Genomic DNA, 14,139 nt, shown 5'->3' on the forward strand with positions numbered 1-14,139 from the left:
CCTGACCGGCGGCGCAGCGGGCGGCGGCCCAGCTGGAGGCACAGCCGACGGCACGGCAGGCGGCCCGGCCAACGGCCTGACCGGCGGCATAGCGGGCGGCCCAGCAGCAGGCACAGCCGGCGGCCTGACCGGCGACGCAGCGGGCGATCCGCCCGAAGACCTGACGGGCGGCCCGACCCACGGTCCGACCAGTGGCCGAACGGGCGACCCGGGCGGCGGCCCTGCGGGCGACCCAGCCGCCGTCCCAGGCGGCGGTCCACCGGGCGATCCAGCCGCGGACCCACCGGGCGGCGGCCCGACCGGCGACTCGGCCGGCGGCCCCGAGGGCGGTGCGGCTGGCGGCACACTGGCCCGCCCTACCGGCGATTGGCCCTTTTTCGGCTCGGACACGCCGTCGTACTCGGGAGTGTTCTGTGAATCTTGCCTCCCCACGAGCCCCTCCTCCGTACGTGGCGTCAGACTTAGGGGAGACTACAAACATCCGGCACACCGGCGCGCGCGGATCCTGTGGGGGCTCTGTCACGCTCCCGCTCCGTCGCCGCGTCCCGCCGGGTCCGACTGCGGGGCTAACAAGGGAGCGAACGATGGATTTCGACGTTTTGGTTGAGATCCCCAAGGGCCAGCGGAACAAGTATGAGGTCGACCACAAGACCGGCCGGATCCGGCTGGACCGGACGCTCTTCACCGCGACGCAGTACCCGGCCGACTACGGGTACATCGAAGGCACCCTCGGGCAGGACGGCGATCCCCTGGACGCCCTGGTGCTGATCCAGGAGCCGACGTTCCCGGGTTGCCTCGTGCGGGCGCGGGCGATCGGCATGTACCGGATGACCGACGAGAAGGGCCGCGACGACAAGGTCCTCTGCGTCCCCTTCGAGGACCCGCGCCAGGAGCACCTGCGCGACATCCACCACCTGGGCGAGTTCGACCGGATGGAGATCCAGCACTTCTTCACGGTCTACAAGGACCTCGAGCCCGGCAAGTCGGTCGAGGGCGCGACCTGGACCGGCCGCGTCGAGGCCGAGGAGGAGATCCGGGCGTCGTTCAAGCGCGCGGAGGCCGCTGAGCACAACGAAGAGGGTCACTGACGTTCACGAAGACGCGGCGGCAGGGCGAGAGCCCGGCCGCCGCGTTCTCGTCTGCGCTCAGATGCTGATGTTGCTGGCCATCCCGTAGAGGCCGACGACCGCGCAGGCCACCGGGATGACCGCAACGACGGCGAGGGTGTCCAGCACGTCGGCGAAGCGGCCCAGGTACGGCGACGGCGCCCGGCGGGTCCAGGTGGCGCCGGCGGCCACGGTCGCCAGCGCCATCAGCAGCGTCGTGACGCCCAGCCCGAGCAGCATCGCCTCGCCGGCGCCCCAGAGCAGGTCCAGGCCGAGCACGAAGAGGCCGAAGAGCCCGGCCGAGATCAGCGGGAGCCGCTGGCGCAGCGTCACGAAGAGCCGCGAGCGCAGCAGCAGCGCCGCCACGGCCAGGCCCATCAGGATCCGCGCGGAGAGCCCGCCGGACGAGGCCAGCACCGTGAACGCGCCCGCGCAGAGCAGCGCGTGCCCGATCAGCAGGCCGGTGAGCAGTTCCTCGGTGCGGCCGACCGCGGCGAAGACCCGGGCCCGGTCGGGACGCTCCCGCGCGGCGTCCAGGGCGGCGTTGCCCGCCGGCGCGCCGGTGAAGCCCTGCTCGGCCTCGCTGCCGGTGGGCAGGGTCACGGGCGGCGTCGGCATCTTGCCGAGCCGGATGGCCAGCAGCGGTAGCGCGCCGATGCCGCAGACCAGCGCCGACAGCAGCACCGCCGCGGCGCCGGCCGCCGAGGTGACCAGGCTGGTCAGGGCGGTCAGGGCGCCGAACAGGCCGACCATGACGCCGGCGGCGAAGACCCGGAACGAGGCGGCCACGCCGGCCCCGCCAAGCGCGGCGACCAGCAGCAGCGCCACGGACCCGGCGAGCAGTTCGGGGCCGCCGATCCAGGGAAGCAGGGCCAGGACGCCGACCCGGTCGCCGGCGCCGGCGGAGATCAGCGCGGCGCCGCCCGCGAACGCGTACGGCAGGGCGCAGCCGCCGAGGACCGCACCGGCGCGCGCGTCCCCGTACGCCCGGGAGGCGGTGATGCCGGCGAGCGCGAGCAGCAGGCCGACGCCGAGCCCGAAGGAGGCCGCGCCGCCCCAGGCCGGCCCGGCGACGAGCACCGCGATCAGGCCGAACGAGAGCAGCACCGTGCAGCCGGCCAGGGTGGCCGTCCGGGTGGTGGCCGGTGTCCAGATCGTGCCGCGGCGGCGGGCGCCCTCGGCGATCGCCTCGACGACGTCGTCGTATTCCAGCTCGGGCCAGTTGTCGCGGGCCGGCACCAGGTGCAGCACCTCGCCGTCGCGGACACCCTGCGGGAAGAGGCCCTGCGAGGTCGCGAGCGCGACGCCGTCGGTGCGGCGCAGCAGCCAGCCGCCGTGCTTCTCGCCGTCGTCGGCCAGCCCCTCGCCCGCGTGCCGGAGCACCTCGGGCAGCAGCTCGGCGAGCGGCACGTGCTCGGGCAGCGCGACATCGATCCGGCGCTGCGGAGCACTGATCGTGACCCGGGCCAACCCGGCGCTCATGCCGATCCCGCCTTTCGCATGCCCTCCTGGCCCTCGCGGCCCGGACCGTGATCCAGCGCGGCCGGGCGACGCTCGGTGCAGTCGTTCATGCTGTGTATTTCCCATCGAAGATGCCGAGGCTGCGGAACCAGGGCGACTTTACCTACCATGAGCCCTGCGCGGTGACCGGTCGCCGGTCGCGTGGACGGGGCAAGCCACCACCCGCCTAAGTGGATTTAATGCGCAAAGGCGTGTGGTAGCGGATGAAAGGGACAGTTCGGAATGAGCACGGTGGTGATCAAGCGGGCCGCGCGCCGGCCGGCGCCGGAGATCCCGACCGGCGAACTCGCCGTCGATCCGCCGCCCGAGATCCCACAGGCGGTCGGCGGGCGCTGGACGCAGGCGTTGATGGTGCTGCCGATGCTCGGCGGCTCGGTGGCGATGGCGATGATGATGGGCCGCGGCGGTGGCGGCGCCTTCTCGTACGTGGTCGGCGGCCTCTTCGGCATCTCATCGCTGGCGATGCTCGCCACGTCTTTCGGCGGCAGCGGCGCGCCCAAGAAGGCCGAGATGATGGCCGCCCGCCGCGAATACCTGCGTCACCTCTCCAGCCTGCGCCGCCGGGTCCGCGACACCGCGAGCCGGCAGCGGATCGGCCTCTTCTACCGGCACCCCGACCCGGCGCAGCTCTGGTCGACCGCCGACAGCCACCGGGTCTGGGAGCGCCGCTCGGCCGACCCCGACTTCGGCGTCGTCCGGCTCGCCGTCGGCCCGCAGACCCTGGCCACTCCGCTGATCCCGCCGGTGACCCGGCCACTCGAGGACCTCGAGCCGATGACCGCGGGAGCGCTGCGCCGGTTCCTCGACGCCTACTCCGTGGTGCCGGACCTGCCGGTGGCGGTGTCGCTGCGCGGCTTCGCGCGCGTCTTCATGCGCGGCCAGGGCCCCGCCGGTGCGGCCGACGCGCGCGCACTGACCCGGGCCGTGCTCACCCAGCTCGCCGTCTTCCACGCGCCCGACGACCTGATCATCGCCGTCTGCGCCGGCCCCGAGCGCCGCGCGATGTGGGAGTGGGTCAAGTGGCTGCCGCACAACCTGCACCCGTCCCGGACCGACCGGCTCGGCCCGGTGCGGCTCGTCGCCAGCGCCGGTCCCGACCTGGAGAAACTGCTCGAGGACGTGATCGGCAACCGGCCCCGGTTCAACCCGGCCGGCGTCAGCACCAACGGCCCGCACGTCGTGATCGTGCTGGACGGCGCCGACCTCAAGGGCGCCACGCAGCTCGACGACGGCATCGACGGCGTCACGGTCCTCGACCTCGACGAGGTGCCGCCGCGCCTGCTCGACCGCTCGCTGCTGGTCCTCGAGGTGAAGCCGGGCGGCGCGGGCCGGCGCGAGCTGCACACGTACGCGATGGACCACGCCGCCGACGTCGGCATGCCGGACCGGCTCAGCGAGGAGGAGGCGGAGGCGGTCGCCCGGCGGCTGGCGCCGCTGCGCCTCGCCGCGATGTCCAAGTCCTCCGACACCCCACTGGCCGCCGAGATGGGCCTGGCCGAGCTGCTCAACCTCGGCGACCCCGACTCGTTCAGCGTCGCGCAGGCCTGGCTGCCCCGGCCCAACCGCGACAAGCTGCGGGTGCCGATCGGCCTCGGCGCCGACGGCGGCGCGATCGAGCTCGACCTCAAGGAGTCGGCGCAGGACGGCATGGGCCCGCACGGCCTGCTCATCGGCGCCACCGGCTCCGGCAAGTCCGAGCTGCTGCGCACGCTGGTGCTGGCGCTCGCCGCCACGCACTCCTCCGAGACGCTGAACTTCGTGCTCGTCGACTTCAAGGGCGGCGCGACCTTCTCCTCGCTGGACCGGCTGCCGCACACCGCCGCCGTCATCACCAACCTCGCCGACGAGCTTCCGCTTGTCGACCGCATGGTCGACGCCATCGACGGCGAGCTGATCCGGCGCCAGGAACTGCTGCGCAAGGCCGGCAACTACGCCAGCCTGCGCGACTACGAGAAGGCCCGGGCGGGCGGTGCCGCGCTGCCGCCGCTGCCGTCGCTGCTGGTCATCTGCGACGAGTTCTCCGAGCTGCTCTCGGCGAAGCCCGACTTCATCGACCTGTTCGTCCAGATCGGACGGCTGGGCCGCTCGCTGGGCGTGCACCTGCTGCTCGCCAGCCAGCGCCTCGAGGAGGGCCGGCTGCGCGGCCTGGACACCCACCTGTCGTACCGGATCGGCCTGCGGACCTTCTCGGCGCTGGAGTCGCGGGCCGTGCTCGGTGTCCCGGACGCCTACGAGCTGCCCCGTTCGCCCGGCCACGGCTACCTCAAGTTCGGCACCGAACCACTCATCCGGTTCAAGGCCGCGTACGTGTCCGGTGCGTTCCGCAAGGCCGGCGGCCGCGGCCCCGGCGCGGCCCGCGACGGCTCGGCGCCGCAGGTGCTCTCCTACTCCACCCATTACCTTCCGGCGCCCGAGCCGGTGCAGCCCGCCCAGCCCGAGGCCGAGGAGATCCCCGAGGGCGAGAGCCTGCTGGACGTCATGGTGGCCCGGCTGGGCGGCCAGGGCCCGCCGGCACACCAGGTGTGGCTCCCGCCGCTGAACAAGTCCGCGGCCCTCGACGAGCTGCTCGGCCCGGTCACCGTGGATCCCGTCCGCGGCCTGGCCTTCGCGAACCCCGAGCTGCACGGCGCCCTGCAGGTGCCGATCGCGCTGATCGACAAGCCGCGCGAGCAGCTGCGCGACGTGATGTGGCTGCAGCTCGGCGGCAGCGCCGGTCACGTCGCGGTCGTCGGCGGCGCCCAGTCCGGCAAGTCGACGGCGCTGCGGTCGCTGATCTGCGGGCTGGCGCTCACACACACCCCGGCCGAGGTGCAGGTCTACTGCCTCGACTTCGGCGGCGGCTCGCTCGGCACGCTCAAGGACCTGCCGCACGTCGGCGGCGTCTACGGACGGCTCGACTCGGTCGGCGTGCGGCGCACGGTCGGCGAGGTCTCCACCCTGCTCAACGAACGGGAGCGGCGCTTCGGCGAGCTCGGCATCGATTCGATGTCCTCGTACCGGCGGCGCCGGGCGGCGCAGGCCGGGCTCAACAACGGCGCGGACACCGACCCCTTCGGCGACGTGTTCCTCGTGGTCGACGGCTGGTCGACGCTGCGCAAGGACTACGACGAGCTCGAGTCCGTCATCACCGACATCGCCACCCGCGGCCTGTCCTACGGCATCCACGTGGTCACCAGCGCACCGCGGTGGATGGACTACCGGCCGGCGATCCGCGACCTCTTCGGCTCCCGGGTCGAGCTGCGGCTCGGCGATCCGACCGACTCGATGGTCAACCGGCGTGCCGCGGTCAACGTGCCGGAGAAGGCCGGCCGCGGCCTCGTCGAGCACCCGACGGACAAGAACAAGAGCCTGCACCTGCTGACCGTTCGGCCCGAGTTGAGCGCGGCCGGCGAGACGGCCGAACTGGTCAAGATGATCGCCACCAACTGGGCCGGGCCGCCGGCGCCGCGGGTGCGGCTGCTGCCGCCGTCGCTGCCGTACGCGGACATCGACCTGGACCGGTCGACCGGGCTGCGCCTGCCGATCGGCATCGCCGAGTCGGACCTGCAGCCCGTCGAGATCGACTTCGCGGGCGACCCGCACTTCCTGCTCTTCGGCGACGCCGAGTGCGGCAAGTCCTCGTTCCTGCGGGCGCTCGCCACCTCGGTCATGCGGCGGTTCGCGCCCGAGGAGGCCCGGCTCATCCTGGTCGACTACCGGCGCAGCCTGATGGACCTGCCCGAGTCCGACCACCGCATCGGCTACGGCATCCAGGCGCAGAAGACGCTCGAGCTGATGGAGTCCGTCGCGGGCTACATGGAGCGCCGCCTGCCCGGCCCCGACGTGACGGCGCAGCAGTTGCGCGAGCGGTCGTGGTGGAACGGCCCGGAGCTGTTCGTCCTCGTCGACGACTACGACCTGGTCGCGTCGGGCCCGACCAACCCGCTGCAGCCGATCCTGGAATACCTGCCGCAGGCCCGCGACGTCGGCCTGCACCTGGTCGTGACGCGGCGCGCCGGCGGCGCGAGCCGGGCCATGTACGACCCGGTCATCCAGCGGCTGCGCGAGCTGTCGTCGCCGGGCCTGGTGATGTCGGGGCCGAGCGACGAGGGCCCGCTCATCGGCCCGATCCGGCCCACGCTGATGCCACCTGGCCGTGGTCGACTGATGACTCGGCGTGAGGGCGTGCGGCTGATCCAGCTGTCCCACCTGCCGCCGTACTGACCTGCGCGGCGGATCGGTCACACAAGTGGTGCGATCCGCATAGACAGACCTCAGCTACAACGCTCGGATTCGGAGTAATCTCCCTCCATCGACCGTCCCTCACCAGAATGGTCATGCCGCCAGTGAGCGCTGTGAGCGAAGCACCGAGTGCGTCCCGCCGACCAGGGCGCAACACTTCAACGCCCCTTCCGGCCCGCGGTGGTGCCCGTTGGTGAGCGCGCGGAGCCTGCCGCTGAGGCTGGCCGCCGCGACCGCCGCCGCCGGACTGTGCGTCGGCCTCAGCGGGACCCCGGCGCTCGCCGAACCCGCGGCGCGGCCGCCCGCCGCGCCGTTCGTGAGCCCGCTCGCGGAAGCCCTCGCCAGCCCCGAGCCCTGGATCGGCGATTCGGTCCGGGCCGAGCAGTGGCATCTGAAGACCCTCAACGTCTCCGACGCCTGGACGTACTCGGCCGGCGCGGGCGTCACCGTCGCGGTGATCGACTCCGGCGTCGACGCCGACCACGTGGACCTGCAGGGTCAGGTGCTGCCCGGCCTCGACCTGGTCGACTCGGGCGGCGACGGCGACACCGACCTGGTCGGACACGGCACCACCGTCTCGGCGATCATCGCGGGCCGCGGCGACGACGACGCCGGCGTGGTCGGCATCGCGCCGAAAGCCAAGATCCTTCCGATCCGCGTCCTGGACCGCGAGAACCGCTACGACGACGCGATGATCGTGGCGAAGGGCGTCCGCTGGGCGGTGGACCACGGCGCCCGCGTCGTCAACCTCTCCCTGGGCGGAAACGGCAGCAGCCCGGCCCTCGCCGCGGCGCTGGACTACGCGTTCGCCAAGGACGTGGTCGTGGTGGCCTGCACGGGCAACGCGAGCGCCTCGTCCTCGGCCGGGGTCTGGTACCCGGCCCGCGAGCCGGGGGTCATCGCGGTGGCCGGCATGGAGAAGGACGGCGACGTCCTGTGGTCGGGCTCGATCACCGGCAAGGAGACGGTCGTCGCGGCTCCGGCGACGCAGCTGGTGGGCGCCCGGCCGGACGGCTACTGGCGGGTGCAGGGCACGAGCTTCGCGGCGCCGATGGTGTCGGGCACGGCGGCCCTGGTCCGCTCGCGCTGGCCGACCATGTCGGCGGGCGAGGTGGTCAACCGCATCGTCAAGACGGCGAAGGACCGCGGCACGAGGGGCCACGACGCCCAGTACGGCTACGGCATGATCGACCCGGCGGGCGCACTGACGGCCGAGATCCCGACGGTGCTGCGCAACCCGCTGGACACGACGGCATCGCCGGGCATCGCCCGCTTCGGCAACGCCCCGGTGTCGGGACAGGCCCAGTCGGCACCGGACACCGCGGCCGCGGCGGACACCCAGGCCCCGGGCGCCAACGCGGGCTCGGCGGCCCGGGCCGGCGACATGAACGTCACGGCCGCGGGTCGCGGGTGGTGGGCGGCCGGCGTGCTGTTCCTGGTGTCGGTGCTGGCGGCCCTGCTGACCTTCCGCCGCTTCGCCAGCGTCGCCTGATCACCCGCCGGTAGCTGAAGCCTTCGTGGTCACAGCAGCAGATCGTCGGGTCGGCGGGCAACTCACCGGCTGATCGCCTGTTCCAGGGCGGCACGGATGGATTGCACCGAGGCGAGCGCCATCGGATACGACTCCTCGGCCTCCTCCCACAACTCGCGCCACTCTGAGTCGTCCCCGACGATCCGGTCCAGGGCTCGCTGGTGTCAGGCGCATTCGCCGGTCTTGACGCCCCGGGTACGTGCCACGCCCAGGCTGGCCGTGCCCGCCGCCTCCGACGCCGTCAGCGCGAAGCCCGTCGTCTGGTCGTCCGCCGCCGCCGCGAAGATCACGCCGAGCACGTCGCCGTTCGGGGCCACCAGGGGGCCGCCCGAGTTGCCGCTGCGGACCTTGGCGAAGATCGTGTAGATCTCCCGGGTCACGTCGCCCGAGTCGTAGATGTCCGGGCCGGTGATGTTGCTGACGTCGCGGACCCGGGCCGACTGCGCGTCGTACGGGCCGTCCAGCGGGTAGCCGAGCACGATCGCGTTCGCCCCGGTCGCCGCCTGCTTCTTGACGAACGGCATCACCGGCGCCCGCAGACCCGGCACGTAGATGACGGCCAGGTCGCGCTCCGGGTCGTAGACCACCACCTTGCCGTCCAGCCGGTCGTCGGTGGTCTCCACCTGCACGTTGCGGGTGCCCGCCACCACGTGGGCGTTCGTCATGATGCGCTCGTCGGCGTACACGAAGCCGGAGCCCTCGATGCGGCGCGAGCAGCTCGGCGCCGTGCCCAGCACCTTGATCACCGACCGCCGGGAGTTGACGACCACCTGCGACTTCGCCAGCTTCGGATCCGGCGCCGCGACCTCGCGGGCGTTCGTGCGGGCCAGGCCGCCGAAGACGTCCGGGAAGCCGTTTGTGTTGAGCGACTCGCGCAGACCGGCCGACAGCGCCTGCGCCTGCTCCGGCATCAGCGAGTTGATGCCGTTCAGCACGGCGCTGCTGCGCACCTGCTTGTTTATGCCGGGGAACGGCGTCGAGCCGAGCGGAACGGCGATCAGCCACGCGACGAGCAGCACCGCCACCAGCGAGACCACCGCACCGCCGGCATCGTCCAGCCGCTGCAGCGGCGGGCTCGAGATCGAACGGCGCAGCTTCGTGCCCAGCCAGCCCGCAAGGGTCTGTCCGAGCACCGCCAGTGCGAAGATCGCCACCAGCGAGACGACCAGACGCACGGTGTCGTCGTTGAACTGGTTGGCGATCAGCGGGCCGACCTGCAGGCCGATCAGCGCACCGCTGAAGAACCCGCCGAAGGACAGCGCCCCGATGACGAAGCCCTGCCGGTAGCCGCTGATGGCGAAGACCAGCATGAGCAGGATCAGGAATCCATCGACCACATGCACTCGCTCAGAGTAGAAGTGACAGTCACGTAACCACCTCGTCGGAGGTGGCCGGCACCGCGACCGGGGTATCGGGCAGTCTGACGAGCCGGGCGGGCTCCCACGGCCGGGCCCAGCCGGCCATGTCCAGCAGGGCGGAGATGACGCCGGCGGTGAAGCCCCAGACGAGCATCCCGCGGACCTGGAAGGCGGGACCGACCCAGCCGCTCGGGTGGCGTACCCGGATCCGGTTCTCCGGGTCGACCAGCTCGGCGATCGGCAGCCGGGCGACGTGCGCGACCTCGGCGGGCTGGCGCGGGTGCACCGGGTGCGGCGCATGCCACCAGGCCAGCACGGGGGTCACCACGAACCGGCTGACCGGGATGTAGAGCGCGGGCAGTTGCATCAGGACGGTCGCGCTCGACGGGTCGAGGCCGACCTCCTCGTCGGCCTCCCGCAGCGCGGTGGCCGCCGGGTCCCGATCCGCCGGGTCGGCCGCGCCGCCCGGGAAGGCGGGCTGGCCGGCATGGTTGCGCATGGTCGCGGCCCGCTGCAGGACCAGCAGGTCGGGCTCGCCGGGCCGTTCCTCACCGAGCAGCACCAGCACGGCGCTGGCCCGCCCACCGCTCGCGGGCGGGCGCAGCGCGGTGAAGTCCTCGGTACGCGCGGAGTCGGCCCGGGTCAGCAGCGGCTCCCACCAACCGGGGAGTCCTTCCGGGCGCACGGTCACTCGGTCACCGTCACACCGGTGTGCGCGCGCACGAGGCCGCCGAGGGTCGGCCTGTCGAGGGCCTTGCCGGCGTAGACGTAGCGACCGCCGTCGGCGCCGACGAAGACGGTGACGGGCAGATTGACCTTGCCGAGTCCGGTGAGCAGTTTCTGGTCCGGGTCGAACAGCGTCGGGAACGACACCGCCTTGTCCGCGGCGAACGAGGCGCCGGCGTCCCGGCCGTCGCGGGTGTCGACGCCGACCACGTGCAGCCGACCGGACGTCCGGTCGGCGAGCTCCTGCAGCAGCGGCAGCTCCTCGCGGCACGGCGCACACCACGAGGCCCACAGGCCGATCACCGCGGGCCCGCGCAGCCCCGCGAGCGCGAAGCTCTCCCCGCCCGTGAAGCAGGGCAGCGAGACCGGGGGAAGGTCCGCGCCGGAGGACGGCGCCGGGGGCGAGGCGGCGCCGGACGGCGGCTGGGTGAGCGCCGCGCAGCCGGCGAAGGGCGACGCCGCGGCGCCGTCGTCCGCCCGTGGCGGTGCCTCCGCGGTCGTGCACGCGGCGAGCAGCAGCGCCAGGGGCGGCGTAAGCCACCGCGCCGGCCCACCCCGGACTCGGCTCACGGGGCCTCCGGCGTCGCGATGGCGGCGGCCGGAACCAGCCCGGGGTCGACGCCCGCATGCACGGCCAGCTCCCTGGCGCGCGGGCCCTTCAGCAGCTTCGCCGCCGGCGCCGCCTCGGTCGGGCCGGTGCCGTAGGACGGGCACATCGTGGCCAGCGTGCACGCGCCGCAGGCCGGCTTGCGCGCGTGGCAGACCCGGCGCCCGTGGAAGATGAGCCGGTGCGACAGCATGGTCCAGTCGCGCTTCTCGATCAGGTCGGCGACCAGAAACTCGATCTTGACCGGGTCTTCCTCCTTGACCCAGCCGAAGCGGTTGACCAGGCGCCGGAAGTGGGTGTCGACCGTGATGCCCGGTACGTCGAAGGCGTTGCCGAGGATGACGTTCGCCGTCTTGCGGCCGATGCCGGGCAGCGCGACCAGCTGCTCGAGCCTGCCGGGCAGCTCTCCGTCGTGGCGCTCGACCAGCGCCTGACCGAGCTTGATCAGCGAATCGGTCTTGGCCCGGAAGAAGCCGGTCGGCCGGAGGAGCTCCTCGAGCCGGCCGCGGTCCGCGGCGGCGTAGTCGGCCGCGGACACATATTTGGCGAAGACGGCCGGGGTGACCTCGTTGACCTTCTTGTCCGTGCACTGCGCCGACAGGATCGTCGCGACCGCGAGCTGCAGCGGAGTCTCGAAGTCGAGCTCGCAGTGCGCGTCGGGGTGCGTCTCGGCCAGTTCCCTAGCCATCTTGCGGGCCCGGCGTTTGCGCCCGATCGGGGTCTCTCCCGCGAACCGCTTTGCCGACCGGGCGAGCAGGGCCGCACCGGCGGGGGCGGCGATGACAGGACGGCTCACGCGAGCAAGAGTACGTCGCACCACCGACAGCATTCGGTCATGTACCCGTCACCCCGGTGGCGCGATGGATCCGTCCTCACCGATGGTCGCGGCGGTGTCACCGAAGTCGGCGGCCGCCAGCTCGCGGACGCGGGCCAGGCCACGCTCGTTGTCGCTGTCCCGCACGGGTTTGCCGGCCGAGTTCATGAGGGTGGACAGGAACCTGCCGCCGGCGAACTCGCCGTCGCGGGTCACCGAGACGTGCAGGATGCCGCCGTACTTGAGGACGCCGGCGCTGCTGAGCGTCTTGCCGCCGCCCGCGAAGTTGCCCAGGCTGTACGCGATCAGCCTGCCCTTGTAGAACTCCATGCCACGCAGCACGTGCGGCCCGTGCCCGATCACCGCGTCCGCCCCGGCGTCGATGACCGCGTGGGAGAACCTGATGGGGTCGCCCCGGTTCTCGCCGAAAAAGGTCTCGTTGCCCGGTTTCACGTGGCCCTTGTCCGAGCCCTCGGCGCCCATGTGCACCTGCACCACGACGACATCGGCCTCGGTCGTGGCCTTCTTGATCACGGCGCGCGCGGCGGCCAGGTCGTTCAGGTTGTTCGCACCCGCGTACGAAGAGAACCCGACGACCGCGACCCGCACGCCCTTGACCTCGGCGACGGTGATCTGGTCCTGCGCGCCGGTGTGCTTGAGCCCGGCCTTCTCTAGCGCCTCGACGGTGTTGCGGTAGCCCTGGGCGCCGAAGTCCTTGGAGTGGTTGTTCGCCGTGTTCATCAGCTCGAAGCCGGCGTCGACCAGGTGCCCGGCGTAGGCGGGCGGCGAGCGGAAGGCGAAGCAGTTGGGGCGCGGCGGGGTGCCGCACTTCGAGGCGCCGGTGTCACCGGTGAGCGGCTGCTCGAGGTTCCCCATCACCAGGTCGGACTTCAGGGCGTCCCGGACGGAGTCGAAGAAGCCCTCGCCGTCGTTCGCCGGAAGCTTGTTCGGTGCGCTGCCCATGATGATGTCCCCGGTCGCCGAGAACGTGATCGACTCCCCGACGGTGGCCGATTCCGTTTCGGGAGCCGCGGCGGGTGCCGACTCGGGCACGGGGGACGGCGGGACCTTCCAGACGCCGGCGGTGGCCTTCTCGGATCCACGATCCGCAAGCGCTACGCCGCCGATCGCCGCGCTTGCGAGGACGGCAGCCGCGATGGTCACGGTCAGAATCGGGCGGCCGAACAGACCGCGCCGCGGGGGGTGGGCATTCATCGACGGGAACGATACCGTCGGCTGGCAGGCCGGGGCGACCGTCGAACGGCCGGTCATTGCTCACCGGGAGCGACGATTCTTCGGACCCTGGTGGCGCGACCGGCTACGCTGCAAGATCTGGATCGAGGGGTGCCCGCCTGCTTGAGGCCCGCGTGCGCCTAGACTGATCGTGCGCGGCGAAACGCGTAGTCGGAGGTACAGCGATGGATGAGGTACTGGCTCGCAGCGGGATCTTCCAGGGCGTTGACCCGGAGGCTGCCGAGGCGCTCGCCAAGGAGATGGAGACGATCGAGTTCCGCAAGGGCGACATCGTCTTCAATGAGGGCGAGGCGGGTGACAGCCTTTACATCGTTCTCTCCGGCAAGATCAAGCTGGGTCGCCGAGCGGCGGACGGCCGGCAGAACCTGGTCTCGATCATGGGTCCGTCGGACATGCTCGGTGAGCTGTCGCTGTTCGACCCCGGTCCGCGGACGGCCACGGCCACCGCGGTAACCGACACGCGCCTGGCACGGCTGAAGAAGTCGTCGCTGCGCCCGTGGTTGAACAACCGGCCGGAGATCGCCGAGCAGTTGCTGCGGGTGCTCGCCCGCAGGCTGCGCCGGACGAACGATGCGCTCGCGGACCTGATCTTCACGGACGTGCCCGGCCGGGTGGCGAAGAACCTGCTCCAGATGGCGGGCCGGTTCGGCACCCGGGACGGCGGCGTCCTTCGGGTCACGCACGACCTGACCCAGGAGGAGTTGGCGCAGCTCGTCGGCGCCTCGCGGGAGACGGTCAACAAGGCGCTCGCGGACTTCGCGTCCCGCGCCTGGCTGCGGCTCGACGGCAAGAGCGTCATCATTCTCGACCCGGAGCGCCTGGCCCGCCGAGCGCGGGTCTGACCGCCGTCGCGGGCCGACCCGGCTCCGCGACCTATAGAGGCCAAGCACGATAGGGGCCGTCCTGATGGGCGGCCCCTTGAACGCGTGTACACGCACCTGTTCAGGGGACAAAGCCGCAACACCATGATCCGTGTCGCACCCGGTCGGCCGCTCGTTACG

General features: G+C 72.4%; 11 protein-coding genes. 4 read left to right on the forward strand and 7 right to left on the reverse strand.

The window, feature by feature from the left end; all coding sequences use genetic code 11:
- Positions 1-584 precede the first annotated feature (584 nt).
- Positions 585-1,088 carry an inorganic diphosphatase gene (locus AB0B58_RS10535; RefSeq protein WP_360220830.1) on the forward strand — a complete coding sequence of 168 codons (504 nt, stop codon included), beginning with the start codon at positions 585-587 and terminating at the stop codon, positions 1,086-1,088.
- Positions 1,089-1,145: 57 nt separating this feature from the next.
- On the opposite strand, the gene eccD is transcribed toward AB0B58_RS10535, so the two are convergent.
- On the reverse strand, positions 1,146-2,588 hold the full coding sequence (gene eccD / locus AB0B58_RS10540) for a type VII secretion integral membrane protein EccD (protein ID WP_360220833.1): 1,443 nt from the start codon (positions 2,586-2,588) through the stop codon (positions 1,146-1,148).
- Between the two features lie 261 nt (positions 2,589-2,849).
- On the opposite strand from eccD, the gene eccCa reads away from it, so the two are divergent.
- Complete coding sequence (eccCa, locus tag AB0B58_RS10545; protein WP_360220836.1) at positions 2,850-6,830, forward strand: type VII secretion protein EccCa; 3,981 nt, start codon at positions 2,850-2,852, stop codon at positions 6,828-6,830.
- 211 nt (positions 6,831-7,041) lie between these two features.
- Positions 7,042-8,340 carry a type VII secretion-associated serine protease mycosin gene (mycP, locus tag AB0B58_RS10550; RefSeq protein ID WP_360220839.1) on the forward strand — a complete coding sequence of 433 codons (1,299 nt, stop codon included), beginning with the start codon at positions 7,042-7,044 and terminating at the stop codon, positions 8,338-8,340.
- A gap of 62 nt (positions 8,341-8,402) precedes the next feature.
- On the opposite strand, the gene AB0B58_RS10555 is transcribed toward mycP, so the two are convergent.
- The 6 genes from AB0B58_RS10555 to AB0B58_RS10580 form a co-directional block, all read right to left on the reverse strand.
- Positions 8,403-8,531 carry a hypothetical protein gene (locus AB0B58_RS10555; RefSeq protein ID WP_360220951.1) on the reverse strand — a complete coding sequence of 43 codons (129 nt, stop codon included), beginning with the start codon at positions 8,529-8,531 and terminating at the stop codon, positions 8,403-8,405.
- Between the two features lie 12 nt (positions 8,532-8,543).
- Positions 8,544-9,722 (reverse strand): MarP family serine protease, encoded by a 1,179-nt coding sequence (locus AB0B58_RS10560; protein ID WP_360220841.1) that lies wholly within the window; start codon positions 9,720-9,722, stop codon positions 8,544-8,546.
- A 22-nt stretch (positions 9,723-9,744) separates the two neighbouring features.
- Positions 9,745-10,428, reverse strand: coding sequence for a CoA pyrophosphatase (locus tag AB0B58_RS10565; RefSeq protein WP_360220844.1), 684 nt, complete (start codon positions 10,426-10,428; stop codon positions 9,745-9,747).
- Positions 10,425-11,033: a TlpA disulfide reductase family protein gene (locus AB0B58_RS10570; RefSeq protein WP_360220846.1), complete on the reverse strand. Its 609-nt coding sequence runs from the start codon at positions 11,031-11,033 to the stop codon at positions 10,425-10,427. The genes AB0B58_RS10565 and AB0B58_RS10570 overlap by 4 nt, the downstream gene beginning before the upstream one ends.
- Positions 11,030-11,827 (reverse strand): endonuclease III, encoded by a 798-nt coding sequence (gene nth, locus AB0B58_RS10575; protein ID WP_360220954.1) that lies wholly within the window; start codon positions 11,825-11,827, stop codon positions 11,030-11,032. Before nth ends, AB0B58_RS10570 begins: the two co-directional genes overlap by 4 nt.
- Positions 11,828-11,914: 87 nt before the next feature.
- Entirely contained in the window at positions 11,915-13,099 is a 1,185-nt protein-coding gene (locus AB0B58_RS10580) for a CapA family protein (RefSeq protein WP_360220849.1), read from the reverse strand.
- Between the two features lie 203 nt (positions 13,100-13,302).
- Between AB0B58_RS10580 and AB0B58_RS10585 the strand changes: the two genes are divergently transcribed.
- Positions 13,303-13,980 (forward strand): Crp/Fnr family transcriptional regulator, encoded by a 678-nt coding sequence (locus tag AB0B58_RS10585; protein WP_023562908.1) that lies wholly within the window; start codon positions 13,303-13,305, stop codon positions 13,978-13,980.
- The last annotated feature ends 159 nt before the right edge of the window (positions 13,981-14,139 follow it).

The sequence above is a fragment of the Actinoplanes sp. NPDC049118 genome, from assembly GCF_040648555.1.
Taxonomy (GTDB): domain Bacteria; phylum Actinomycetota; class Actinomycetes; order Mycobacteriales; family Micromonosporaceae; genus Actinoplanes.